A 25,646-nucleotide genomic window follows, 5' to 3' on the forward strand; every position below is an offset into this window, starting at 1 on the left:
AAGGAGGTGGAAAGATGGAATATACAGTGAACCGGCTGGCACAGATATCCGGGGTCAGCAAGCGTACGCTCAGGTATTACGACGAGATTGGATTACTCAGGCCCGAACGGGTAAATCCAAACGGCTACCGCATCTACGGGCAGATGCAGGTGGATCTGCTGCAGCAGATTCTGTTCTACCGGGAGCTGGGCCTGCCGCTGGAGGAAATCAGGGAGATCATAAAAAATCCCGGATTTGACAGGGAAAAGGCTCTGGAGGACCATCTTACAGCCCTTCTGCAGAAAAAAAGGCAGACAGAGATTCTCATATCAAATGTAAAGAAGACTCTGGATTCTATGAAAGGAAGAGCGATGATGAGTGACGAAGAAAAATTTGAAGGATTTAAACGTGATCTGATAAAGGAAAATGAAGAAAAATACGGCAGGGAGGTGCGGAAGGCCTATGGGGAGGATGCTGTTGATGCATCCAACGAAAGGCTTGCAGGTATGAGCCGGGAAGAGTGGAACAGGCAGGAGGAGCTGAGTAAGGAGATTCTGGAAACCCTGAAGGCAGCCATGGAGGACGGCAGTCCCGCAGGAGAGACTGCGCAGAAGGCCTGCGACCTGCACAGACAGTGGCTCTGCATGTTCTGGGGAGACGGCGCGTATTCCAGGGAGGCCCACAGAGAGATGGGTGAGATGTACGCCGCGGATGAGAGGTTTAAGGCATATTACGACAAGGTTCAGGACGGAGCGGCGGAATTTCTCAGAGATGCGCTGAACATTTACTGTTCCTGAGAGAAAGTGGGATAAGGGTATGGGCCCGGCGGTATAGCCGGGTTCCATGCCTTTTTACGTTACGTTCATGCATTTTTCATAGTTTTTTTCTTGACCTTACAGTAGCTGTATCATTTAGAATGTCATATAACAGCAAAAAAGCCGGGTACCGGAAAAAAAGGGTGCGGCACTTAATGAGGTGGAAAGATGAAACAGAGAAAGCTGAATGTAACATACAGGGATCTGGAGAGAAAGGATTATCCCTATATCGAGAAGATTATCAGGGACACATGGAACTATGACAGTATCTGCGACAGGCCGTCCACGGCAAAACAGATGGCAAAGGTATATCTGCGGGGCTGTCTGGCACAGAAAACCTATGCCAGGGTGGCAGTCTGCAGGGACAGGGTCGTGGGAATCATTGTGGGACAATACGGGAAGGACAGGAAAATGAATCCGGGAATGCATATAAGCAGTTTTTTCAGCGGCCTGAGGCTGATGATGGCCGGAGACGGAAGGAAAGTGGCAAAGCAGTTCCGGGGATTTGAGAAAACGGACAGGGATATGCTGGAGAGCTGCGGAAAGAAATTTGACGGTGAGGTGGTGTTCTTTGCCGTGTCAAAGACCGTCAGGGGCTGCGGTGTGGGAAAAGAACTGTGGGGACAGTTAAGGGGCTATTTCCGGGCAAAAAGCGCGGAGAACATTTATGTCTATACGGATAATACCTGTAACTATAAATTCTATGAAAGTCAGGAATTTGAGCGCCTGGACTGCCGAGAACTGCTGGTAAGTCCGGGCGGACAGAGGTTCCGACTGGAGATGTATTTATATGAATATAACTTTTAGGCCGGCTTTCAGTTTACCGGGCGCGGGACATTTACGGGGAAGGAATCATGGTCCGGCGGGCGTAACAGGCCGTTGAAAAACGGTACTTTTGCCATAATCATGCAGGAAAATATAAACATTTTGTAAATATTGCATAAAAATTAAAGGAAAATAGATGAAATCTTAAAAGAAATTTAGTACAATACTTTTATACAGTGTTTACAATGTGATAAAAGGCAGCATTCGGCTGTCAGGAAGATGAAAGGGGAGACATGATTATGACAGATTGGAAAGAGTTATTGGATAACGGATACGATGATGTCAGGGAGCTTGCAGGACGCCTGCATATAACGGAGGAGGAACTCCCTGCGCTTTGTAAGATTCAGGATATGTTTCCCATGTTTGTGAATCCTTATTACCTGTCTCTGGTGGATGAAAATGACCCAGAGGACCCTGTGAGGAAACTCTGCATCCCGGCGGACGCGGAGCTGAAAGCAGGGGGTGAGATGGATACCAGCGGTGAACACGACAACACTGTCATGACAGGAATGCAGCATAAGTACGATGCCACAGTGCTGATACTCTCCACAAACCAGTGCGCCATGTACTGCCGCCACTGTTTCCGCAAGCGTCTTGTGGGCCTGTCAGGGGATGAGATCGCGGAGTATATCAGTGATATGGCACAGTATGTGCGGGAGCACAAGGAGATCAACAATGTACTTGTGTCCGGCGGTGATGCATTCCTCAACAGCAACGGGACCATCAGAAAGTATCTGGAGGAGTTTTCAGGGATTGAACATCTGAACCTGCTCCGCTTCGGCAGCAGGACACCGGTAGTGCTTCCCCAGAGGATCACAACAGACCCTGAACTGGTGGACATGCTGACAGAGTATGGAAAGAAAATACAGATCTACGTTGTGACCCAGTTCAATCATCCCAATGAACTGACCTCTGAGGCCAGGGAAGCAGTACATACACTGATGCGTGCGGGGATCGTGGTGAAAAACCAGACCGTGCTGTTAAAAGGGGTGAATGACAGGCCGGAGGTTCTGGGAAAACTTCTGCAGGAAACTACAGCCATGGGGATTATTCCCTACTACGTATTCCAGTGCAGGCCGGTAACAGGCGTACACAGCCAGTTCCAGGTACCTCTCCATGAAGCTTACCGTGTAGTGGAAGGTGCAAAACAGATGCAGAGCGGCCAGGGAAAATGCTTCCGCTATGTCCTTTCCCATGTGACGGGCAAGATTGAGATTCTGGGTGAGACAGGGGACGGCAATATGCTGTTCAAGTATCATCAGGCAAAGTACGAGAAGGACAGAGGACGTATCTTCACCAGCAAAATCGGTGAGGGACAGTGCTGGCTGGATTAAAAAAGAAAAAACGGAAATGTACAGCAGTAAAGCTGCCATAAAATGTGAAAGTTTATTTTTCATTTTATGGCAGTTTTTTTGTACCTGTGCCGCAAAAGGGAATCTCAGCAGACCGTAAAATTATTTTTATCAAAGTCGATCAGCCCCTCATCCTTCATTTTATATAATTCAACGGTCATGGAGCTTCTGTCAACGGACAGATAGTCAGCGAGCTGCTGTCTGTTAAAGGGAATGGTAAATTTTTTGGAGCTCTGAAGCCTCATCTGCTGGGAAAAATACTCCAGCAGTTTGGCACGGATGGTGTGCGGCGTCAGGCAGTCTATTTTCCGGGAGAAATGCAGATTTTTTTCCGCCAGAACGCCCAGCAGATTCTGAATAAGTTTGGTATGAAAGCGGCATGCAGAGGAACAGGTGGTCAGCACGCGCTTCAGATCCAGAAACAGGATTTCCGTATCAGCAGCGGCAAGCGCTGTCCCGTCAAAGGTTGCCTGAGGAACACAGGCATAGGTTTCACCGAACAGGTCCCCCGGGCCGAGTCTGGCCAGAAGAGATTCCTTTCCCCAGTAGCTTTCCCTGACTATGTGTACATTACCTTTCAGGATAAGTCCAATCTGTGAGATTCGGTCACCCCACCGGAAGATGGAGGCGTCCTTTTTATATTGGCGGATACTTCCCGACAGGCAGTCCAGCATGGCGGTGAGTTCATCCTCAGTGATTCCTCTGAATAATGGGGAGTGTTTTAATTCTTTTACGGGAAATTCACTCATAAATGTTAGAATCCTTTCTTATTTGTTGTACCTACAACAGAATGATTTTTTTAATTATAGTATATTATCCATGAAAAGACAAGAACAGAGGAGGAATTGCAATGGCAAGAAAACTGGTTCAGATAGATGAGAGCAAATGCAATGGCTGCGGGCTGTGCGCAAGTGCCTGTCATGAGGGTGCCATCGGTATGGTGAACGGCAAGGCAAAGCTTTTGAAAAAAGAATTATGCGACGGCATCGGAGATTGCCTTCCGGTATGTCCCACAGGGGCCATAGCCTTTGAGGAGAGCGGCTCCCGCCCCTGGCCCGTACAGATAAAACTGGTATCTCCGGCAGCGTCCTTTTTTAAAGGGGCCGACCTGCTGATCGCGGCTGACTGTACGGCTTATGCCTATGCGGGATTCCACCGGGAGTTTATGAAAGACAGAGTGGTTCTGATTGGGTGCCCGAAGCTGGACAGTGTGGATTACTCCGAAAAACTGGGGGAGATCCTGGGGATAAATGATATAAAAAGTGTAACAGTGGTGCGTATGGAGGTTCCATGCTGCGGCGGAATCGAGCGCGCAGTGAAAAATGCCCTTTCAAGATCAGAAAAGGAAATACCATTTCAGGTGGTAACGGTAACGACACAGGGAGATTTGATATAGCAGTTATGCGGTATTGAATGGAAAAAGTGCTGTACAAATAAAAAAGTTAAGAAAAGAGAGGAAATCAATTATGGAAGAAAAAATGTTTTGTTTTCAGTGTGAGCAGACTGCAGGATGCAGCGGATGTAAAGGAAACAGAGGAGTGTGCGGCAAGCAGGATACCACTGCAAAGCTTCAGGACGAGCTGACAGGCGCCCTGATTGGACTTGCACATGCCGTGGGAGAGGATAAGGCAGAACCGGAGACAGACCGTCTGATGATGGAAGGACTTTTTGCAACCCTTACAAATGTTAATTTTGATGATGAATCCCTGAAAAAACAGATTGCTGCCGTGCATCAGGAGAAGGAAAAATATGTACCCGGCTGTAATTCCTGCCAGGAACCCTGCGGCCGCACATCAGACTATCCCATGGAGATGCTCTGGAAAGACCAGGAGGATATCCGTTCCCTGAAATCTCTCCTGCTTTTCGGACTCAGAGGAACAGCGGCTTATGCTTATCACGCTATGGTACTGGGTTATACAGATGAACAGGTAAATGCATTTTTCTACAAGGGGATGGCTGCCATCGGGGAGGACAGGGATATGGACAATCTGCTCCCTCTTGTTATGGAGGCAGGCGCAGTGAATTTCCGATGCATGGAGCTGCTTGACAGGGCAAACACAGAGACTTACGGAATTCCCGCGCCGGCTAAAGTGGAGATGAAAGTGGAGAAAGGCCCGTTTATCGTCATTTCAGGTCATGACCTGAGGGATCTGAAACTGCTTCTTGAGCAGACAGAGGGTAAAGGCGTCAACATCTATACACATGGAGAGATGCTTCCTGCCCATGCTTATCCGGAGCTTAGAAAATATGCGCATCTGAAAGGAAACTTCGGCACTGCATGGCAGAACCAGCAGAAAGAGTTTGCCGGACTTCCGGCCCCGGTGCTTTTTACCACCAACTGCATTATGCCGCCTAAGGACAGCTACAGGGACCGGGTATTTACCACAGGTGTTGTCAGCTATCCGGGTATGGTGCATATAGGCGAGGACCGGGACTTTACACCGGTCATTGAGAAGGCTGCTGCGCTGGGCGGTTTTACAGAGGAGAAAACGTTCACAGGCATCAACGGGGGCAGCACATTGACTACAGGTTTCGGACACGATACCATTTTAAGTGCTGCAGGTCAGGTTGTGGAGGCTGTCAAAGCAGGACAGATCAGCCATTTCTTCCTGGTAGGAGGATGTGACGGCGCCAGAACAGGAAGGAATTACTATACAGAGTTTGTACAGAAGGCGCCGAAGGATTCCATTATCCTCACACTGGCATGCGGAAAATACCGCTTTAATGATCTGGACCTGGGTGAGATCGGCGGTCTGCCAAGACTTATGGATATGGGCCAGTGCAACGACGCATTCGGCGCTATCAAGGTGGCAGTCGCCCTTGCAGAAGCTTTTCACTGCAGCGTCAACGAACTGCCTCTGACTCTGGTGCTCTCCTGGTATGAACAGAAGGCCGTGAGCATTCTGCTGACACTTCTGCACCTGGGAATCAAGAATATCTATCTGGGGCCGACATTACCTGCTTTTGTTTCTGAGAATGTGTTAAATTATCTGGTGGAGAATTTTCAGATTTCGCCTGTTAGTACGCCGGAGGAAGATCTGAAGAAGATTTTAGGATAATGAATGTCTGGTGGTGCTGAAGCGTGCCGCGGCCATCGCCGGAATCCGGGGGCGGCTACGACTTGATGCTCATGTTTGCATCCAAATTTATATAAAAAATCACACATTTTTGTGAGAATATGATAGAATCATCCTTACAAAAGCCAGGCTGCTATCCGGTTATAAAATTCTACAGCAAAAAGGCATGTGCACAGACTGCATTTTATGTGGTCTGTGCACATCTGTCTTACAATTGCCTTGAAATCTCAGGGCAGCATCCGGCGGGGCAGCCAAAGGCTGAACAATTATAAACTGTGTACAAAAAGATAAGGAGGATTCACATGAGAAGGAAAGACAGGGAGAAATCACGGGAATTTGCTTTGGAGGTAACAGACAAATGTGAATGGGCGGTATTGTCCATGACAGATCAGGAGGGAATGCCCTATGCAGTTCCCGTGACCATTGTAAGAGACGGAGACTTCGTCTATTTCCATACGGCAAAGGCAGGTAAAAAAATAGATATTTTAAACAGGCATCCGCAGGTATGCCTTGTCTGTGTAGGTGATACGGAAAGGCAGACGGACAGCTTTACCACATTGTATGAATCGGCAGTCATAAACGGAACCATCTGTGAGGTGACGGAGGATGAAGAAAAAATCCATGCACTCAGAATCCTCTGTGAACGGCATACGCCTGCAAATATGGGACAATTTGACAAGGAAGTGGCGAGGAGTCTTAAGATAACGGGAGTATGGAAGATTCATATAGAAGAAATAACCGGGAAGGCCAAGTGAGCCAGCACTGTTTCCGGCATAATCCTTCCCTGTTTCCAGCAGAGTAGGCTGAAGTCCGTTAAGGGTTCAAAGTATGTGCAGCAGATTATGTAACCGCCGTTTGGGAACAGGCGTCAGCCTTCAGAAATACCGCATAAAACCGGGATACCGCATAGAAAAGTGTGGTTTCTCGGTTTTTTTCGGTGCTTATTGTGCGCTGAGAAGATATAACCATAAGTTATGACAGATATGAAAAATGAAACAAAGGGGTTGTAAAAAAGAGAATATAATGTTATATTTTTATACAAATTTTATAATTACTTTATAAAGTTAATAGGATATTACTTTAAATCGTATACTGATTTCATGTGGAGAATAAAATGAATGGACAGATGGTACTTGATAAAATAATGGATACTTACCGGCCGAATTTTGATGTGGAGGAGCCGTATGAGTTTCACGGTGAAGTCTATGATGCCTATGCCGGGTTTAGCATGACCAGCGCCAAATATGTGCTGGTGAAACGCGCGGAGCTGTGGCGTGCCCACTGCTTTGAACACGCATTTTTTCAGTGCAGGGAGGAGATACACGCTGGAGATCTTCTGCGTTTCCAGGAGCAGCTCCTGGAGCATATGGAGCCGGAGCTGGTCAGGGGAGGGGAGGCAGAGCCTGTTAAGGACCACATGTATACATATCTGACAGGTGTGTTCGTCTCAGAAAAAGCGGTATCTCCTGAGACATTACAGACACTGAAAAAATTAAAGTTCCGGAAAAACTATCGTTTTGCCGTGAGAGGGTTCTCAGAGGAGCGGCTTGTGCTTCTTGATATGGAAAACAGGAGGATATACGGTAATCCTGCGGCAAAGGATTTGATTAAAGGATATAAAAAGATGGTAACTTTTCAGTACCCTCACAGTTAGGAGCAAAATCCATGCAGAATCGCCTTTGGTGATAGGAATTTTGCCCGCTGCTGAACTTTTTTTTACGGCCAGTGCAGTAAATGCGCAGGCCTGCTGAATAGGTACAAAAGATGTTGCTATTTTTTTCATTATCAAATATTCATCAAAAAAGAGGAGGCAAAGAGTTATGAGTGGAGTAATCATTCTGGGTGCGGCAATTGTGATTTTTCTGATTGCCTATGTGACCTACGGTTCCTGGCTGGCAAAGCAGTGGGGCGTGGATCCGAAACGGGAGACACCGGCCCACACAGAGGAGGACGGCGTGGACTTTGTTCCCGCAAAAGCGCCTGTGCTGCTGGGCCATCATTTTTCATCGATTGCAGGGGCAGGTCCTATTAACGGGCCCATTCAGGCAGCTATTTTTGGCTGGGTGCCTGTGCTTCTGTGGATTGTTATCGGCGGTATTTTCTTTGGAGCAGTGCAGGACTTTTCCGCATTGTTTGCATCCATCCGCCACAAAGGAAAATCCCTGGGAGAGGTGATAGAGGAAAATATTTCTTACAAGTCCAAAGTCTGCTTTACTGTGTTTGCCTGGCTGGTGCTGATACTGGTCGTTGCGGCGTTTGCGGATATTGTGGCAGGAACATTTGCCGGATTTACAGCAAATACGGACGGGGAGATGGTGAAGAATGCAGCTAACGGTTCTGTTGCGATGGCATCCATGCTGTTCATTCCTCTGGCTGTGGGATTCGGATTCCTGAACCGGAAGAATGTAAATCTGGGTGTCTCCACAATTGTGGGTGTCCTTCTTCTGGCGCTGTGCATCTTTGTGGGATTGAAATGCCCAATCTACTTTTCCAAGACAGCATGGCTCGTGGTCATCTTTATTTACATATTTATCGCTTCAGTGGCACCTGTGTGGATTTTACTGCAGCCTCGCGATTATCTGAACAGTTTTTTGCTGTACTTTATGATGATCGCCGCTGCCATTGGTATTTTCTTTACCAATCCGAATGTACAGCTCAAGGCATTTACCGGATGGAATATCGGAGGACAGACCTTGTTCCCCTTCCTGTTTATCACAGTTGCCTGCGGTGCAGTGTCAGGGTTCCACAGCCTGATTGGTTCCGGCACCACATCAAAACAGCTCAACAGTGAGAAGGATGCCAAAATGATCGGATATGGCTCCATGCTGATCGAGTGTGTCCTCGCTGTAATTGCTTTAATTGCAGTGGGCTATCTGACTTCCGACGGTGCCTATGCGGAGATTGGCACGCCGCCTGTTGTCTTTGCAACAGCAATCAGTACCTTTTTCGCAAACATGGGAATGGGGGATATGGCTGTGACTACCATGAAGACGATCATTCTTCTGGCAATCTCCGCATTTGCCCTCACATCCCTGGATACGGCAACACGTCTGGGTCGTTTCCTGTTCCAGGAGCTGTTTGCTTCAAAGAAGAACGGGGAGAAGAATATTCTCAGCAATATGTATGTGGCGACTGTTATCACAATTGCCTGCGCAGCCCTTCTGACGATCGCGGGATATCAGAAGATATGGGCATTGTTCGGAGCCTGCAATCAGCTTGTATCTGTGCCCGCATTCCTGGCTGTGTCATGCTGGTTAAAGAGAATCGGGAAGAACAACAGGATGTTCTACTTCCCCATGTTCTTTATGCTGGCAGCTACCCTGAGCACGCTGGTACTCACATTTAAGAATAATGTGCTGAAACTGGCAGGCGGAACAGGGCAGGCGCTGGTGGAAGGCCTGCAATGTGTGCTGATTGTGCCCATTGTGGTTCTGGCAGTGATTATGGCTATTGATGGAATCAGAACACTTTTTGGAAAGAGCGTTAAAACGGCATAAGAAATGGATGTAAAAAACCGGAAAACCATATGGAGAATGTGGTTTTCCGGTTTTTGTGTTCTGTTTATTTATCCAGGAGCATAATAGCTTCCTGATAATCAGCCTGTCTGTCCAGATACGGCAAGTCGCTGCTCTACAGGTTGGTTCAGTTTTGCTGCCAGTTGGTCATATTCCAGCCCTCCCGCAGGGGGGCTGCCCTGTCATACTGTTTTTTATCGTAGAGCAGATTTCCAAGGTAATATTTTGCCATCGGTGCAGAGTTCAGCATTTGAATGGCCGTCTCCAGAACACGAATCTCTTCGGTTTTGTTCGGAAAACAATAATCACAGGAGGCAGCTTTCGTATTTTACGCGCATTAGCCGTTTCCATTCCTCAAGCGCCTTCCCGGTACCGACAGCAGCGGCTTTTAAGGTGCGGATCTAGGAATCAAAGGCCTTTTCATCCTGCCCGTCCGCCTCCAGAGCCAGGCAAAGGTTGAAATAATATTCTCCGGAATAGGGATTGGGATTTTTCATGGTCTGTTTGTCTACGGCAGCCTGGAAGTGGGCAATGTTCTCATGAATGTGGCCCTGCGGTAGAGAAGCAGGTTATAGCCGTTGTTCAGGTGGGTATCTGCAGCGTCACGCCGCAGTCCCTCCTGATAGTAATCCGCAGGGTCACAGGTGGCATGGCGGTATTACTCCAGATGAGAGGCGGCCAGATACAGTTCCTCCAGGGAGTTCATGTCCTTTGGCGCTTTCAGCGGCTCGGCTGGCTGGGGGGGCATCAGTTCTTTCTGGTATATTTTGTACCCTACCAGTGTCTTCTGTGCTGGGGCCGGTTGAACTCGATCCCGCCGGAGATCCAGGGGCCTGTCAGCCCCGCAAGGGGGTAGAAGTTTCCGGTGTTGCCCTGGTAGGCTCGTTTTTCAATGAAAAGAGGGCTTTTTTCGGGGGGATAGACTTTATTGGTGGGGATAACGCAGGGGGCTTCCCAGATTTTTACTTGTGATTTTTGTGACATATGTTTGATTCTTTATTTTTGATAAGGCGGAGGGGCTGAAAGGTATCCGCCGTTCCATTTGTTCTGCCATTATTTTACTATCCTGCCTGTTGAATAGGAATATCATATTCTGGTTATTGATGGACAATATTACAGTGATATATGCGAGAAAGCAGTGATTTTGGGCTGTTAAGGATCATTTGGTGTATAGCTTTGGGGAATATTTAATATGTGAATATGGTATTGCAAAATGTATAGTTGCATTATATACTGATAATAACATAAAAATGTTTTCGTGTATTTTTATTGAATTTATAAAAAGTTCATTTGCCCTGTTACCCTCTTTGTGATATTCTGGAATCAGCAAATCGCCGCGACAGGCAGCATGTATATTTATCTATTCCGGCCATTCGGCCAGTTGATTTCCGGAAAATGAAAATTATATAAGGAGGAAAAATGGGAGTAAAGGATGATAATATTACGCCGTATTTTGATAACCCCCAGGTGTTCTGTGATTTTATGAACGGTGCGGTTTTCGGAGGGAAACAGGTATTGAGGCCGGAATATGCAGAGCGGCTTCCGAGAGAAATGATTCATCAGCTTCCCTGGGAAGCCGATGGCAGATCCAATAAAAAAACCTTGATAAGAGATACGGTTAAACAGGCATATTTTCACACGATGTATGTAATCTTTATCTGTGAAAACCAGAGTGAGATACATTATGGGATGCCGATGCGCATGCTTTTATATGATTCCGTTCAGTACGGAGACCAGATGAAGAAAATACAAAAAGAAAACAGGAAAGCAGGAAATCTGAAAACACCAGCGGAGTTTTTGTCAGGACTTCATAAAGGGGAACAGCTCATGCCGGTGGTAAGTATTGTTTTCTATTATGGGGACAGGCCCTGGGATGGTCCGCTCACAGTGGAGGAGATGATCCGGCTGCCGGATGGTGCGGCAGAGTTAAAGGAGTATTTCCCCCAATATAAAGTACATCTGATCGATCCCAGGAATATAGATCCGAGTAAATTTCCGGGTGATTGGAGATTGATATTGGAAACTTTAAAGTGCGGAAACCATAAAAAAGATCTTCAAAGATATGTAGAAAAACATAGAAAGGAACTGGAGGAATTGTCTGCAGAGGCCAGCAGAGCGTTACTTACAATGCTGGGGCAGGATATTGATGCAAATGAGGGGAAGGAGGGAATCACAGTGTGCAGGGCATTAGAAGAGTTAAAAGAGGAAGGAAAGACAGAAGGTAAGATAGAAGGAAAGAAGGAAGAGGAAGTCAATATCATTCGTAAAATGCTGAATAAAAGACTTACGGCAATAACGATCTGTCATTGGCTTGATGCGGAAGAGGGATTTGTAATGAGAATTGCAGAACTGCAGGAAAGACATCCGGATTACAGCAATGCTCAGATTTTGGAAGAAATTTCCCACAAATCATAGCAAAAGGAGTGCGCTTCATTTGCTATAGAATGGAAGGCAGGGAGGGCTGCCATCAGATGCAGAAAGGATCTGCCCTGTTACGAGATGAGAGGATATTATGTGGAATGGATGAATGCCGATAAAGAGATGTGCGGCAGAAGCAATATTCCGAATCTGAAACCAGGAGATGAATGGATAATAGATGCAGACTGCAGCAGTGTTTCTGTTTACAGAGGAAATGGTGACAGGTGCGGTACTTATAAAATCAACTGATACAGCAAAAAGATATCTGCCCGGCCTCGCTGGCCGGGCAGATATCTATTTCCAGTTATTTTCAATTTCTTCCCGGATGATCTGAATATATCTCCGGGCTTTCTGTACATTATTGTCAATCGTATAGATATCCCTCTGCGTGATTTCCATCTTACAGCCCCTGGCGGCGGTAAGGCTTCTGCGGATATATTTGCGGAAAGCCTCCTCGTCCAGATCCCTGCCGCTGACACCGAGGAAGGTAGCTGCAGGTTTTCTGTGGTAGATGATACTGCTTCCCCGGAGGCGTTCGCCCATGAACTCTTCATTGCACCATGGGGAGATGGAAACTTTGCGGAGATTTTTGAATTTGCTGATGCAGTTATCCCAGACCCTGTCCACGGGTTCACAGCAGCCATAGGACAGAAGGCCGAACTGGGAACCGATTTTTTCGTAGCACGGGAAGATGATCTCCTCAAACATTTTAGGGGAGATACTCAGTGTCTCCTGGGAGTCCATGTAGCCCCATACATCGCGGCGTGTCAGGTATCTTCCGTCCACAGTGGGCGTGTCCGGCAGTTCATGGTTGAATGCGAAGGTTCCCTGTCCCACGCTTTCGTACTCTGTGGTGGGCAGGATCAGATGGTTTTCTTCCAGCATATCGTAGTATGCAAGCGTGTCATCAGCGGCCTGGTCCATGAGTTTTTTAAAGAGATCGGGATACTGTGCCAGATTCAGCATCATATTTTCCATTCCCATGAGATGGATGATCAACTGTGTGGGGACACTGTAGAGGCAGTCCATTTTCATTTTTACCGGCAGGATATCGCCAAACGTATCTGTGAGAAGCTGAAATTCCTGTTCGGTGCCCTCAATATCTACAGAAAATCTGCTGGGCTTGATTTTATGGAAGTCATCTTCCAGGTCTTCAATCACAGGCAGAAAACGCATGCTGACACCAGAGGTGTCTTCCTCCTCTCTGCCGGTTGCGAATTCTTTGTGCATGTCCAGGTCATACAGCTTGAATTCCGTATGGTATCCCATCTCAAAGCGGTCAGGCGTTACCCGGTCATCGTCAAAGAGCTCCTGGTTTACAAAGTTCTGGTACAGCTCAAACTCGGTTTTTCTGGCAAATTCTCCGGTACATTTTAAGCGTGGAGTGATGACCTCATCATTAAATCCCCATGACTCCAGAACAACCATGGGTGTTTCGCCCCGGAGGGCATTGTGGAGGTACCATTTTTCTTTCAGGATTTTGTTGCGCTCCTGACAGGCGAAATCCATCTGCTTTTTTGCTGTCTCCCGGAGGATCTTTCTGTCCTCGGCGCTTATTTCATATTTCATTTACATTCTCCTTTGCCTGGTGTATTCTTATAGTTATTCTATAAAAAACAAGGGAGAATTTCATCAGCGGCAGTTGACTTTCTATATAAAAAAATTGACATTTAGGAGGAGAAAGATGATAGAGAAAATATACTTCTGTGTTCCCACCACAGCGGCCTGCAGAGAAGTGCTGTATCCGCTGTGTCTGGGGGATTTTACATATGAAAGGGATTACCATATTGCCAGAAATGCATACGACAGCTACCTGTTTTTTTACGTGCGGGAGGGGAAAGGATATTTGGAATTTGACGGCAGGAAGTATCATTTAAGCAAGGGGCAGGCATGTCTGATAGACTGTTATCAGCCCCACGCCTACGGCTCGGACAGCGGATGGGAGATAGAGTGGATCCATTTTGACGGCAGATGCGCCGGAAGCTATTATGATATGATAGTAAAACAGAGCGGCAATGTTTTTTCGCTTACAGGAAGGCAGGCGGCGCAGGTGCTGCGGCCGCTCAGGTATATGCTGGAGCTTCTGGAAAGTAAGATAACCTACAAGGAAATATGGATGGCAAAATATATTACGGATATGCTGTCCTTTCTTTTGGGAATGCCTGATTATACTTTGCCGTATACAGAGTCAATGACCCCGTGTGAGCGGGCAGTATCCTATATACGGCAAAGATTCCGGTCCAATATTACGCTTCAAGAGCTGGCAGATCATGTATCCCTGGATGCCTCCTATTTTCTCAGACTGTTCAAACGGGAGACTGGTCTGACTCCCCATGCCTACCTTGTGTCAGTGCGCCTGCAGCAGGCCGGATATTATCTTAAGACAACGGACAGGCCCGTAAAGGAGATAGCATATGCCTGTGGGTTCCAGAGTGTGAATAGCTTTTGCATTGCTTTTAAGAAGAATAAGGGGATGACGCCTACGCAGTATAAGGAGAGGCAGTAGCGCTGTCTGTGTAAAAAGAGATTGCAATGTTTGCGGTACCCATGATAGACTGTTAATAAGATTTAGCCATATACAGGGTTGCAGCCTCCCTGACTGAAAAGAAGGGAGGTGGTGTGAAAATGACAGTTTTTGAAGCTATATCATTAATGATATCTTTTGCTTTGTTTGTCGTAGCACTGCTTGCCTACATAGAGAGTAGAAACAAGCGGAAATAAAAAAGCCTACCCTGTTCCCAAAAACAAGGTAGGCGGAAGTCCAAAGGACTCCAATCATCCAATAAGGCTGCCACCTAAATGGATATGGCTAAACCTTTTTCTATACATAATATAGCATAGGTTATAAGAAAAAACAACGGAAAATCAATTGTTTTTCTTGGATTTAAAGATCCCGATAATCCATATTTATTTGAAATCTTATTACATGTTGTTTTTTTAACTCCCAAACAGACTGTCTCCATTTCTATATTCCGTAACATTACTTATAATAATACAAAAAAATCAAACACAGAGATATCAAAAATCAATAACAGATAAGTGATTATCTTATTTTACAGGAGCAAATCAGTGCTCATGGCTGCCGCTGTCTGTATTTTTATCCAGATAGGACTGCATTTCGTCAATTTCTTTTTCCTGCTGTGTGACAATATTGTCGGCAAACCGGGTCAGCTCCTCGTCATCCGTGTATTTAAGGATGATCTCTGCCATATCCACTGCCATCTGGTGATGCATGGACATGCCCTGGGCAAATGCTGCCTCCAGGTCAGTGGTCTCAGCTGCTGTGTGGGAACTGTGGTGTGTATCCATCATGGCGCGGTATTCTTCCAGATAGGCCTCCTCCTTGTCGGAATCAGGGCTTTCCGCTTTCTCAAAGCGTTCTATCATGGTGTTCATCTGATCAATCTCTTTATTCTGGGCACTTATAATGTTTTCTGCCAGGCCTTTGAACTCTCCGCCTTTTCCGGCGTATTCCAGATAACTTTTGGACATTTCCACGGCTGACTGGTGGTGGGGAATCATGCCGTGCAGAAAGTCAAGCTCAGCGCTGCCGGTGTTCCGGGCACTGTCCATTTCCTCCATCATCCTGCCCATGATGGCATTTTCCTCCATCAGGTAATCTTCGGTGTTGGATTTGCCGGAGCCGCATCCGGTCAGCAGAAGAAAGGCGGCAAGGGATACTGGGATAAGTTTACATAATTTCATTTCTGGCCTCCAATGGTTTGATTGATCGGAACTGTTCAGATGGCTGAAAAGTTACGATTTATTTTATAGTGTTGCCGGAAATGAGAAAAATAATGAATAGCATTTCACATTGACACCAGCCCGATTATCTGCAACAATCAATATAAGAATACAGGTCAAACCTGCTCATTACAGTTGTCTGAAACTACCACAGATAAAGGAGGGCAAACAATGCCGGAAAAGTATGAGGAATTAAAACAAAAAGCGCTTTCCTGCGGTTTTTCACACGTAGGAGATCTGGATGCATCCACGATCCAGGTGAGAAGTGAGGTCCGCAGCGCATGTGCGGAGAACAAATGTCAGCATTACAATAAGAACTGGGTCTGTCCGCCCGGATGCGGCACACTGGAAGAGTGCAGCGAGCAGATCCACAAATACGCCGGAGGACTGATCGTACAGACGACCGGGGAGCTGGAGGACAGCTTTGATATAGAAGGGATGCAGGAGCTGGGCGAGCGCCACAAGGAGGCATTCCACAAGTTTGCTGCGATGGTCCGTGAGGAATATCCCGGTGCTCTTGTTCTGGGAGACGGGGCCTGTGAAAACTGTAAGGAGTGCACTTACCCCGATGCGCCGTGCCGGTTTCCGGAGCGCCAGTCATCCGCAATGGAGGCCTACGGCATGCTTGTCAGTGAGGTGTGCCAGAAAAATGATATTCTTTATTATTACGGTCCGGGGACACTGACACTGGTTGGATGTATATTAGTAGAATAGAGGAAAATTTATGAATAAAGCAATGCACCTGGTATTGAAAGCGCTGTCTGACCCTGAGACGAAACTGGACCTGCAGAAATCCAGACGGATCATGAATCTGAAGATCCTGGATCCCTTCAAGCCCTTTTACCGGACACTGGACACGAAGATCTACAATGAAGGAAGGGAAGTGCCTGTGCGCATCTATTTTCCCAATGAGGAATCCTACGACACCGTGGATATCGAAGCCTTCCAGGAAAAGAATAAATCCCTTGATACAGGCAAAATGTCAGACAATATCTATCCGGTCATCCTCTACATACACGGAGGCGGATTTGTGACAGAGAGCGTGGAATCTTATAACCGGGTGTGTTGGAACCTGGCGAAAAACACGGCCCATGTGGTAGTGTCTATAGACTATCCTCTGGCACCTGAGCATAGATTTCCCACCCAGATAGAGGACTGTTATGCTGCGGCAAAGGCTGTGTTTGGAGACAGGACGATTTTAAATGCGGAACCTGACCAGATCACCCTGATGGGGGACAGCGCCGGAGGAAATATTGTTGCCGCTGTCTGCCAGATGGCCAGGGACAGAGGGGAATTTATTCCGAAAAGACAGATATTGATCTATCCCTGTGTCAATAATGATTATAGTGAGGAAAATGCGTATCCGTCCGTTCTGGAAAACGGCAGGGATTATCTTCTGACCAGACAGAACATGGCAGATTATCTGGATTTTTACCAGAGCTGTGAGGCGGACAGGCAGAACCCTTATTTTGCGCCTCTTCTGGCTGAGGATTTTTCAAACCTTCCAAGAGCCCTGGTGATCACAGGGGAACTGGACCCGCTGCGGGATGAGGGGGAGGATTATGCACGGCGGATGAAGGCAGCAGGCGTGGATGTGACACTGCACCGGATCGCGGACGGTATCCATGGATTTTTCCTGTTGGAACCCGTGTATTCCGCTGTGCGGGAGACGTATGATTACATCAATGCATTTTTAAAAAGTTAGGTTATGGAAAGTGAAGTGAGAGAATGGCCCATTTCAGCAGAAAAAAGTGGAGAACCCTGGAGAATACAGCAAAGATATTTCCTGCTACCAGCGGGAAGAAGGATGAGCGCGTCTTCCGGCTTTCCTGTCAGCTCACCGAAGAGATCGACCAGGTAAAGCTGCAGAAAGCCCTTGATCTGTGTATGGAGGACTACAGCCTTTTTCTCTGTGTCCTTCGCTGCGGCATTTTCTGGAATTATCTGGAGGAGTCGGAGCTTAAGCCTGTTGTCAGGGAGGAATACCGCCCGCCCTGCAGCCAGATCTATGTGAGAGACCAGAAAAATCTTTTGTTTGAGGTCACGTATTATAAAAAACGCATAAATTTCGAGACATACCATGCCCTCACGGACGGCACCGGGGCCCTTCAGTTTCTCAGAACCCTTGTGTACTATTACTTGATGGAGGCATATCCGGATATGGTCACAGGCCCTGTCTCCCAGGTACAGGCAGATGCCACGGATGAGGAGATGGCAGAGGACAGTTTTGACAAATACTATTCCGACAAGGCGCTGGTGAAGGACATTCCGAAATACAAATCCCATCAGCTTAAATATCACCGCCTGGAATACGGCCAGATGAGACTTGTGGAGGGAATTGTGCCCACAGATGCCCTGATCCGGGCTGCGCGCAGTTTTCAGACTACCATAACCGTATACCTTACCGCTGTTTTTCTCTGCGCGGTTGCCATGGATATGAGTCCTAGACAGAAAAAACGCCCGGTGGCGCTTATGATACCTGTGAATCTCAGGAGTTACTTTCCCTCCTCCTCTGTGCGGAATTTTTTTGGATGGATCGATATCGGATATAATTTTTCCGAACAGAGTGAAAAGCTGGAGGATGTCATTGCGTTCACCTCGGATTTTTTCAAAAGGGAGCTGACGCCGGAGCGCATCGCAGCCCGGATGAACGGGTTTATGCGGATGGAGAAAAATCCTTTTATGCGTATTCTGCCCCTTCCCCTCAAACTGTGGGGCATGCAGGCCGGAGCTGCCTTTTCCACCTCCGCGGACACAGCCGTTTTCTCCAATATCGGAAAAATACAGATGCCCCGGGAGTGTGAACCCTATATCGACTGGTTTGACTTTTACACCAGCACACCTAAAATGGAGCTGTGTATGTGTTCCTGGAAAGACAGGCTGACTGTCAGCTTCACATCCGGTTATGCAAATACAAGGATTGAACGGAATTTCTTCCGGATGCTGACCGGACAGGGTATCCCGGTGGAGATCATAGCACTGGGCGGGGAAAAAGGAGGGGATTGAGGATGCAGTATTGTAAACGTTGCAAAATTACAGTCAGGAATCCCCACAGAAAATGCCCTCTCTGCCAGGGGAATCTGGAGGGAATCCCGGAGGAAGAGAATCAGATGTTCCCGGATTTCACCAGGGAAAACTCCCGCATGGCCATGGGATTCCGCATATTTTCTTTTGTTTGCATTGCGGTATGTGTTGCTGCGGTTTCTGTGAACTGGACCATGGGTTTTCACAGTTTCTGGTCAGGCTATGTGCTGGCCGGTGTGGGCTGCATGTGGATCCTGTCAGCGGTCGCTATCGTAAAGCGCAGGAATCTGTTCAAGAATGCAGTCTGGGAGGCAGTGCTTTTGTGGGCAGTCTTTTTGTTCTGGGATTTTATTACAGGGTGGAGAGGATGGTCTGTGGATTTCGGGATACCTATTGTGCTGCTGGCTGTCTATGTGATCTTGTGGGTGGTGGTGTTCGTGACCAGGGCGCCGGTCTCACATTATATGATTTACATGGTCATAGTGTCCGTGGGAAGTCTGATTCCCCTGATTCTTCTTCTGTGCGGCGCAGTCGGCGTGAGGCTTCCGTCGGTGCTGTGTGTGGCAGGGGCGGTGCTCATGTTGTCCGCGCTGGCTATATTTAAGGGCAGGGCCCTGGGCGAGGAGCTGAGGAAAAAGACGCATTTGTAAAGGAAGGTAAGGAAATGGTATACGATATACTTGCAGTAAATCCGGGCTCCACATCTACGAAAATAGCTGTATTCAGAAACCGGCAGGAAATGTTCCGGGAAGACATTGAGCATGATCCTGCGTTTCTGGACAGCTATCCGGATATAGAAGAACAGTTCCCTTTTAGAAGAGATATGGTTCTGGCCTGTCTGGAGGTACATTCCTATCAGGTGGAACAGTTAAGCGCTGTTGTTGGCCGGGGCGGACTTCTTCCTCCTGTAAAAGCAGGCGGATATACCGTGAATCAGGCAATGAAAGACAGAATCTTAAAAGGCCCCATCAGTCCCCATGCATCAAATATGGGCGCACTGATCGCAGATGCGGTGGCTACACCGCTTGGGATTCCCGCCTACATTTATGATGCGGTGTCTTCGGATGAATTTATGGAAATTTCGCGTATCACCGGCATTCCGGAGGTGGTGCGGCAGAGCTTCTGCCATGTGTTAAACAGTAAGGCAATGGCACGAAAGGCAGCGGAGGAAGCGGGGAAGTCCTATGAGGAGATGAATTTTCTGGTGGCGCATATGGGCGGCGGGATCTCTTTCTCAGCACACAGACACGGGAAAATAGTGGATGCCCTCAGTGACGACGGCGGAGCCTTTTCCCCGCAGCGTTCCGGGAGTGTGCCCATTATTTATATTGTAGACATGTGTTACAGCGGGAAATATACCAAGGCAGAGCTGATGCGGAAAATCCGCGGAGACGGGGGACTGAAAGCGTATCTGGGAACCTATGACTGCCGGGAAATCGAGAAAATGATACGTCAGGGAAATGAAAAGGCTGAGCTTCTGTATGAGGCGCAGGCCTATCAGGTGGCAAAAGGGATCGGACAGCTTGCCCCTGCACTGAAGGGGAATGTGGATGCCATAATTCTCACAGGCGGTATGGCACACTCCAAAATGCTGACAGACTGGATCACCGATTATATTGATTTCCTGGGACCGGTCAGGATCATGCCCGGTGAGATGGAACTGGAGGCATTGGTCTACGGCGCCCTTCGGATCCTGCAGGGACAGGAGAAAGCCAATATTTACAGGGATGCCCTTTATGGGTAAAGCCGGATATTCTGTGGTATCATATGAGAAATGGAGGATGAGGACAATGAAGCAGTTATTAGTGGTGGTTGACATGCAGGTTGATTTCGTGACCGGTGCTCTGGGCACAACGGAAGCCAAAGCCATTGTGGAAAATGTGGTTAAAAAGGTCAAAGAAGCTAAGGCGATGGGGAAAACAGTGGTGTTCACCCTTGATACACATGAGAAGAATTACATGGACACCCAGGAGGGAAAGAATCTGCCCGTTCCGCACTGCATCAGGGATACAGAAGGGTGGGAGCTGATACCGGAGCTGAGAAGGCTTGCAGCCGGATGCAGACTGGTGGAGAAGCCTACATTTGGAAGTACGGTTCTTGCGCATCTGGCAGGAAAGGAAGGGTATGATGAGATTGAACTTGTGGGTCTGTGCACAGATATCTGCATTATCTCAAATGCCATGATATTGAAAGCCGCGCTCCCCGAGGCAGTGATCTCTGTGGATGCGTCCTGCTGCGCGGGAGTTACAAAAGAGAGCCATGAGAATGCACTGGAGGCCATGAAGGTCTGCCAGATTCAGGTTGGATAGAGAAAATGAAAACGGTGAACACAGCGTACCCGGAAGGCAGCTATGTTCACCGTTATTTTTTACAAAATGATCAAAAGCAGTGTCATACACACAATGCTGATAATAATACTGATGGAATTGATCTCACTGGAAAGTCCCACATCACCCCCGCATTTTTCCGTAAAGATCGGATCAAAGGATGCCAGCGGTGAGAAGAGCAGGATGACCAGTGTTTTTTTCAGGGCTCTGTCAAAGGGAAGCAGAAACCAGGCGGCAAGGGAGAATATGAGGGCCACCAGGTAGCGGACACTTAAGATACGGGTTATGGATGAAAAATGTCTGCGGTTTAAGGTGAGTTCCATGCCGATTCCCAGCATTGTCATAGCCATGAATGCGTTTGCCTCCGCCCCGATTCCCGCAAAGGTGAGTATGCCCCCCGGCAGCCTGAGATGCAGCAGGCTTAAAAGTGTCATGAGCAGGTAGGTCAGGGTGGGTACGGAGGAAAAGGTCTTTTTTAACAGGGAGCCTATGGTGGTTCTGTTATCCGGGTTCTGCACACTGGAGGCCAAGGCATAGGTTCCGCCTGTGCACAGCAGGGAATTGCCGATGTCAAACATGGAAGCGGCGATCACCCCGGAGGGACCTACAAAGCTGTGCAGATAGGGAATGGCAAAGGTGCCGATGTTGAACCCTGAGTGGTTGATCATCTGAAAAGCCTTCTCATCCGGGCTTTTCTTTCTCGCCATAAAATATCCCGTTCCGATCAGAAAGAGGGTTCCGCAAAATCCAATGGGAACCAGAAAAAAGAGAGAGGTGTCAAAATCCATCTGGCTGAAATTATTGATGATGGCACACGGCAGTGTGATCTTAACCACCAGTGCGGACACCACACGGAAGTCCTCTTTTTTCAAAATATGTATCTTTTTCAATGTAAACGCCAGGGCAATCATGCAGATAAGTGCAGCGGCCCTGGTTAGTATGTCTGCCATTTTTTGGTCCTTTCTCGCAGCTATTTGGTCAGGCCTGCACATTTGCTGCGCTGGCCGTACATAAAAAAGCTGCTCTTTCTTTTTCAATACTACTTAAATTAGCACAAAAGAAAGGGTTTGGCAATATCCAACCGTTTTTCACACAGAAATAGCCGCTGTTTGCTCCGCGCCCGGCAGCCGGAAGTTCCCCTGCATGTTCAGGAGGACCGGAGTGCCAAAAAGTTCTTAGGCGATATCCCGTAAAATTTTTTAAAACACTTGCTGAAATACCCTGCATCCGTAAAACCACACAGTGCCGCTGTATTCTGTATGGAAGGAGACTGCTGCAGCAGAAATTCCTTGGCCCTGTGCATTCGGAAAGTATTGATGTAGCTGCTCAGTGTACTGTGGCTTTCCTGGCTGAACAGTGTGCTCAGGTACTGGGGACTGACGAAAAAATGGGCGGCAATGGTTTCCAGTCTTAATTCAGGGTCCATGTAGTGCTGACCAATATAATCCTGGATATCCGATATCAGGTGAGTCTTGCCGGACTCCGTATTTTTTCCGAAACGTTCTAAAGCGGAGATGTAGGTGTCTGTGATCAGCTTTTTGAGCTGGTCAATATTTTCGCAGTTACGGTAGGAATCCAGGGCATTCTGCAGTTCTGTAAATTCCATGTCCGAACAGCCGCATTCCGTAATGAAATCATCCAGCACTGTGATAAATAAGGCAGCCGTAAGCCGGGTCTTGCGGATATGGCAGTTCGTCTCCTGCATTCTGTCAAAGGTGCTGCAGATGTATTGGATCACCTGTTCTCCCTGTTTTCTGCGCAGCAGAAGCAGAAGTTCACGGCAGATATCGGATGTGATATCCATATCCTGGGAAAGGACTTCCCGGCTGTAATACTTAAATACCGTGAGATTCTTATAGCTGCTGTTATGCTGGGCAGAAAGTGCCTCCTCATAGGAAGCTTTGATTCCCTGGGCACCATGCTGCGGTGTTCCGCTGAAAATGCTCACAGGTATATGGACCGTATCCTTCAGCAGCTTTATCAGGTGTTCGCACAGTTCTTCCAGACGGGGAACCTGGCAGGAGCCATCTTTCAGCCCCAGGATAATATACTGGTGGGAAAGGGAGTAATCCACATAAAGAAGATGCTCATATGTTCCGTGAAGGACTTCCGTACAGATATTTTCCATAATGGAATGACAGAGTGCCAGGTCGGTTTCCCAGTTCCACACAGAGGTATTGGTGCTGTTCAGTTTCAGGGAGAGTACCAGGAACCAGTCTGTGCCTTCCAGCTCTGCCTGCTTTTTCAGCACGGCGAATTCCTCCGGTTGGCAGTCGCCTGATATGGCTTTGCTGAAGAAGTTAAGAGCCATGTGTTTTTGGTAGATGCTCCGTGACTGATAGTAGTCGGATATTACATCCTGTCTGTGGCGTTCGCTGTCAATTTCCAGACTCAGTTTATCAAGACAGTCGAGAAGTTCCCGGTTGTCCACCGGCTTCAGAAGATACTCCTTTACCCCCAGAGTAATGGCCTGCTTCGCATAGGCGAAGTCGCTGTAACCTGTGGAGAGGATGAATTTTGTCCGGCAGTCCGGAACAAGGGAACGGATCATCTCCAGGCCGTCCATGACAGGCATGGAAATGTCCACCAGGGCAATATCAGGCTTTAGTTCCCGGATGATTTCAGCACCAGAAGCTCCGTTGTTGGCTTCGCCGATAATCTCATAGTTTTCCTGTTTTTTGATGAGGCTGCAGATGGATTTGCGGAAAAACAGCTCATCATCAACAATTATCAGGGTCTTCATCTTTTGCTCCTCCTTTGGGCAGAGTTACTGTGACTGCGGTAAATTCTTTCTCCCGGCTGGTTATAGTAAGGCCATAGTTCATTCCGTACAACAGTATGATCCTGTGGTGAATGTTGGGAAGGCCAAAGGATCTGCCATCCACACTGCCGGAATAAATGGATGTCTGCAGCTCTTTCAGCTTTTCTGGGGGAATACCGGTTCCGTTGTCGGTTATGGTTATTGCTACGTTTGCGTCATCCTCGGTTATATTGACGCAGATATGACATTTTTCTGTGGATAGGGCATGGACAAATATATTTTCTACAATAGGCTGGAGCGTAAGCTTAGGTATGTCGATCTGGTCCATGGGAAATGTGGCTGTCAGGTTGAACTCATAATCTACATATTCCATATAGCGGAGGCTCTGTATGTACAGGTATTGCTCTGTCAATTCCAGTTCCTGCTTCAGAGGAATGATGAACCGTCCTTTTGAAAGGGAATTCCGGTAGAAGACAGACATTGCGGCCACTGCTTTTACGGCGGTCTCATTCATCTCCAGTTCGATCAGGGATTTGATAGTACTCAGTGTATTGTACAGGAAATGGGGATTTATCTGAGATTGGAGCAGCCGGATCTCCATCTCCTGTTTTGCGCTCTGTTCTTCATATACATGATCGATCAGAGTCTGTATGCGCTGCATCATAAGGTTGAACTGCTTGTACAGAACTGCCAGTTCATCGTTGGAGTGATAGCTTGCGGATATATCCAGGTTGCCCATGGAAGCTGTCTCCATCTTGGAGGCCAGGCGCTGGATGGGGGCTGTCACAGTCCTTGTGCAGAGCATGGAGAAGAACAGGGAGAGGATGAACAGCAGTACGCATATGAGAACAATGGTCTGCAGCACAGTCCTGTGCTCCATGGTAAGATTCTGCAGAGGTATCAGGTTCACCACATACCAGTCCAGCCCGGGATATTCCTTTCTGATGAGCAGTGTCTCTGTTCCGTGGATATAGGCGGTTGCCATATTCGTATCTTCCAGTTTCTTCATCTCTTTGGTGCTGATTCCCGTATAGGAGGCAAAAGATTCATAGATTCCCTCGGATGTTGAGGAGGACAATATCCTGTTATCAGAGTCCGTTATGTAAAAATTCCGCAGATCACTGTCCGGCAGGTCCCGGAAGGCGGAGGATATGCTGGGTTCCTGGATCAGAAGGGCGACGGTGCCCAGATACTTTGTGGTGTCAATGTCCGTAACTGGTTTTAAGGCGGCGAATGTTGGTGTGCCGTCAATCGTATAAGGACCTAAAAAGTGGAAGGAAGGATCCGTCTGCAATACCTGCAGAAATTCCGGTGACAGGCAAGGGGTCAATTCTTCTGTGATATCCGTGCTGCTGTGATACCAATTGTTTTCTGTGTCAAGAATATCCCAATTAGATATATTTTTATGTAAACCAATAATTCTTTGTGCCTGTTTGGTGAGCGTGGAATTTACAAAAAAGCGTGACAGTGCGTTTTCAGGTACCGTGGGGTTTTCCTTCAGGGTTTCACCAATATCACTGTTGATGGACAGGGTAATGGCATAGTCGGAAATATGGCCTATTTTTTCACTTAGATTGTTGGTGATGATTGTAAGCTGCTGTTGGCTGGATAAGGTAGCGTGTTCAACCAGCGCATTTTTAGCAGTGTTATAAAATGCGACTGCTGTGATGACTAATATAAAACCACTCAGAAAAAGACTAACTATTAAAGAAAGTCAATAAATAGTTTCAAAAACAGAGATGTTTTGAGTATAGTGGCGATGACTTATTCATCGCAATCAGTACCTTGAAAATTGCATGACAAATAGAG

Annotated in this window: 25 protein-coding genes; 18 read left to right on the forward strand and 7 right to left on the reverse strand. The window is 47.5% G+C overall.

Going from position 1 to position 25,646, the window contains the following annotated elements:
- Positions 1 to 14: 14 nt before the first annotated feature.
- From MUB35_RS21775 to MUB35_RS21785, 3 genes are all read left to right on the forward strand, one after another.
- On the forward strand, positions 15 to 776 hold the full coding sequence (locus MUB35_RS21775; RefSeq protein ID WP_033139861.1) for a MerR family transcriptional regulator: 762 nt from the start codon (positions 15 to 17) through the stop codon (positions 774 to 776).
- 186 nt (positions 777 to 962) lie between these two features.
- The gene (locus MUB35_RS21780; protein ID WP_227245733.1) at positions 963 to 1,601 is read left to right on the forward strand and encodes a GNAT family N-acetyltransferase; all 639 of its coding nucleotides are present in this window, start codon (positions 963 to 965) and stop codon (positions 1,599 to 1,601) included.
- Positions 1,602 to 1,858: 257 nt separating this feature from the next.
- Complete coding sequence (locus tag MUB35_RS21785) at positions 1,859 to 2,953, forward strand: KamA family radical SAM protein (protein WP_052099016.1); 1,095 nt, start codon at positions 1,859 to 1,861, stop codon at positions 2,951 to 2,953.
- Positions 2,954 to 3,057: 104 nt separating this feature from the next.
- Here MUB35_RS21785 and MUB35_RS21790 read toward each other — a convergent pair whose 3' ends face one another.
- On the reverse strand, positions 3,058 to 3,720 hold the full coding sequence (locus tag MUB35_RS21790) for a Crp/Fnr family transcriptional regulator (protein ID WP_033139859.1): 663 nt from the start codon (positions 3,718 to 3,720) through the stop codon (positions 3,058 to 3,060).
- 101 nt (positions 3,721 to 3,821) lie between these two features.
- On the opposite strand from MUB35_RS21790, the gene MUB35_RS21795 reads away from it, so the two are divergent.
- The 5 genes from MUB35_RS21795 (at position 3,822) to MUB35_RS21815 (ending at position 9,545) form a co-directional block, all read left to right on the forward strand.
- Positions 3,822 to 4,367, forward strand: coding sequence for an ATP-binding protein (locus MUB35_RS21795; protein WP_033139858.1), 546 nt, complete (start codon positions 3,822 to 3,824; stop codon positions 4,365 to 4,367).
- Between the two features lie 70 nt (positions 4,368 to 4,437).
- Entirely contained in the window at positions 4,438 to 6,030 is a 1,593-nt protein-coding gene (gene hcp, locus MUB35_RS21800; RefSeq protein WP_227245730.1) for a hydroxylamine reductase, read from the forward strand.
- Between the two features lie 320 nt (positions 6,031 to 6,350).
- A complete protein-coding gene (locus MUB35_RS21805; RefSeq protein ID WP_052099008.1) occupies positions 6,351 to 6,803 on the forward strand; it encodes a pyridoxamine 5'-phosphate oxidase family protein in 453 nt (150 codons plus the stop codon).
- Positions 6,804 to 7,162: 359 nt separating this feature from the next.
- On the forward strand, positions 7,163 to 7,702 hold the full coding sequence (locus tag MUB35_RS21810) for a hypothetical protein (protein ID WP_033139853.1): 540 nt from the start codon (positions 7,163 to 7,165) through the stop codon (positions 7,700 to 7,702).
- Positions 7,703 to 7,868: 166 nt separating this feature from the next.
- Complete coding sequence (locus tag MUB35_RS21815) at positions 7,869 to 9,545, forward strand: carbon starvation CstA family protein (RefSeq protein ID WP_033139852.1); 1,677 nt, start codon at positions 7,869 to 7,871, stop codon at positions 9,543 to 9,545.
- A gap of 145 nt (positions 9,546 to 9,690) precedes the next feature.
- On the opposite strand, the gene MUB35_RS30530 is transcribed toward MUB35_RS21815, so the two are convergent.
- On the reverse strand, positions 9,691 to 9,813 hold the full coding sequence (locus MUB35_RS30530) for a hypothetical protein (protein WP_255786224.1): 123 nt from the start codon (positions 9,811 to 9,813) through the stop codon (positions 9,691 to 9,693).
- A 1,169-nt stretch (positions 9,814 to 10,982) separates the two neighbouring features.
- Here MUB35_RS30530 and MUB35_RS21820 point away from each other — a divergent pair.
- Positions 10,983 to 11,978, forward strand: coding sequence for an Rpn family recombination-promoting nuclease/putative transposase (locus tag MUB35_RS21820; protein ID WP_244806841.1), 996 nt, complete (start codon positions 10,983 to 10,985; stop codon positions 11,976 to 11,978).
- A 99-nt stretch (positions 11,979 to 12,077) separates the two neighbouring features.
- Positions 12,078 to 12,230 carry a hypothetical protein gene (locus tag MUB35_RS21825; RefSeq protein ID WP_156120808.1) on the forward strand — a complete coding sequence of 51 codons (153 nt, stop codon included), beginning with the start codon at positions 12,078 to 12,080 and terminating at the stop codon, positions 12,228 to 12,230.
- A gap of 45 nt (positions 12,231 to 12,275) precedes the next feature.
- Here MUB35_RS21825 and MUB35_RS21830 read toward each other — a convergent pair whose 3' ends face one another.
- The gene (locus tag MUB35_RS21830; protein ID WP_033139850.1) at positions 12,276 to 13,550 is read right to left on the reverse strand and encodes a hypothetical protein; all 1,275 of its coding nucleotides are present in this window, start codon (positions 13,548 to 13,550) and stop codon (positions 12,276 to 12,278) included.
- A gap of 115 nt (positions 13,551 to 13,665) precedes the next feature.
- On the opposite strand from MUB35_RS21830, the gene MUB35_RS21835 reads away from it, so the two are divergent.
- Both MUB35_RS21835 and MUB35_RS30910 read left to right on the forward strand, forming a co-directional pair.
- A complete protein-coding gene (locus MUB35_RS21835) occupies positions 13,666 to 14,487 on the forward strand; it encodes a helix-turn-helix domain-containing protein (RefSeq protein WP_033139849.1) in 822 nt (273 codons plus the stop codon).
- A 146-nt stretch (positions 14,488 to 14,633) separates the two neighbouring features.
- Positions 14,634 to 14,702, forward strand: a complete 69-nt coding sequence (locus MUB35_RS30910) for a putative holin-like toxin (protein WP_242980865.1) — start codon at positions 14,634 to 14,636, stop codon at positions 14,700 to 14,702.
- Positions 14,703 to 15,047: 345 nt separating this feature from the next.
- Here the strand turns inward: MUB35_RS30910 and MUB35_RS21845 are convergent, their stop codons facing one another.
- The gene (locus tag MUB35_RS21845) at positions 15,048 to 15,686 is read right to left on the reverse strand and encodes a DUF305 domain-containing protein (RefSeq protein WP_244806842.1); all 639 of its coding nucleotides are present in this window, start codon (positions 15,684 to 15,686) and stop codon (positions 15,048 to 15,050) included.
- Between the two features lie 210 nt (positions 15,687 to 15,896).
- Between MUB35_RS21845 and MUB35_RS21850 the strand changes: the two genes are divergently transcribed.
- Genes MUB35_RS21850 through MUB35_RS21875 form a run of 6 tightly spaced genes read left to right on the forward strand, consistent with a single transcriptional unit; the run spans position 15,897 to position 21,058 of the window.
- A complete protein-coding gene (locus MUB35_RS21850) occupies positions 15,897 to 16,439 on the forward strand; it encodes a DUF2284 domain-containing protein (protein ID WP_054351500.1) in 543 nt (180 codons plus the stop codon).
- Positions 16,440 to 16,449: 10 nt separating this feature from the next.
- Positions 16,450 to 17,430: an alpha/beta hydrolase gene (locus tag MUB35_RS21855; protein WP_033139836.1), complete on the forward strand. Its 981-nt coding sequence runs from the start codon at positions 16,450 to 16,452 to the stop codon at positions 17,428 to 17,430.
- A gap of 23 nt (positions 17,431 to 17,453) precedes the next feature.
- Positions 17,454 to 18,731: a hypothetical protein gene (locus MUB35_RS21860; RefSeq protein WP_103731015.1), complete on the forward strand. Its 1,278-nt coding sequence runs from the start codon at positions 17,454 to 17,456 to the stop codon at positions 18,729 to 18,731.
- A gap of 2 nt (positions 18,732 to 18,733) precedes the next feature.
- Positions 18,734 to 19,399, forward strand: coding sequence for a DUF6320 domain-containing protein (locus MUB35_RS21865; RefSeq protein ID WP_103731014.1), 666 nt, complete (start codon positions 18,734 to 18,736; stop codon positions 19,397 to 19,399).
- A 14-nt stretch (positions 19,400 to 19,413) separates the two neighbouring features.
- Positions 19,414 to 20,493, forward strand: coding sequence for a butyrate kinase (gene buk, locus MUB35_RS21870; RefSeq protein WP_244806843.1), 1,080 nt, complete (start codon positions 19,414 to 19,416; stop codon positions 20,491 to 20,493).
- 46 nt (positions 20,494 to 20,539) lie between these two features.
- Positions 20,540 to 21,058: a cysteine hydrolase family protein gene (locus MUB35_RS21875; protein ID WP_103731021.1), complete on the forward strand. Its 519-nt coding sequence runs from the start codon at positions 20,540 to 20,542 to the stop codon at positions 21,056 to 21,058.
- A 59-nt stretch (positions 21,059 to 21,117) separates the two neighbouring features.
- On the opposite strand, the gene MUB35_RS21880 is transcribed toward MUB35_RS21875, so the two are convergent.
- The 3 genes from MUB35_RS21880 to MUB35_RS21890 all read right to left on the reverse strand — a co-directional run bounded on the left by MUB35_RS21880 (position 21,118) and on the right by MUB35_RS21890 (position 25,131).
- Positions 21,118 to 22,026, reverse strand: a complete 909-nt coding sequence (locus tag MUB35_RS21880) for an AEC family transporter (protein ID WP_033139832.1) — start codon at positions 22,024 to 22,026, stop codon at positions 21,118 to 21,120.
- Positions 22,027 to 22,223: 197 nt separating this feature from the next.
- Complete coding sequence (locus tag MUB35_RS21885) at positions 22,224 to 23,819, reverse strand: response regulator transcription factor (RefSeq protein WP_244806844.1); 1,596 nt, start codon at positions 23,817 to 23,819, stop codon at positions 22,224 to 22,226.
- Entirely contained in the window at positions 23,797 to 25,131 is a 1,335-nt protein-coding gene (locus MUB35_RS21890) for a sensor histidine kinase (protein ID WP_244806845.1), read from the reverse strand. The genes MUB35_RS21885 and MUB35_RS21890 overlap by 23 nt, the downstream gene beginning before the upstream one ends.
- Positions 25,132 to 25,646 lie beyond the last annotated feature (515 nt).

Source organism: Blautia sp. NSJ-175 (assembly GCF_022867815.1).
GTDB classification, from domain to species: Bacteria; Bacillota; Clostridia; order Lachnospirales; family Lachnospiraceae; genus Blautia; species Blautia celeris.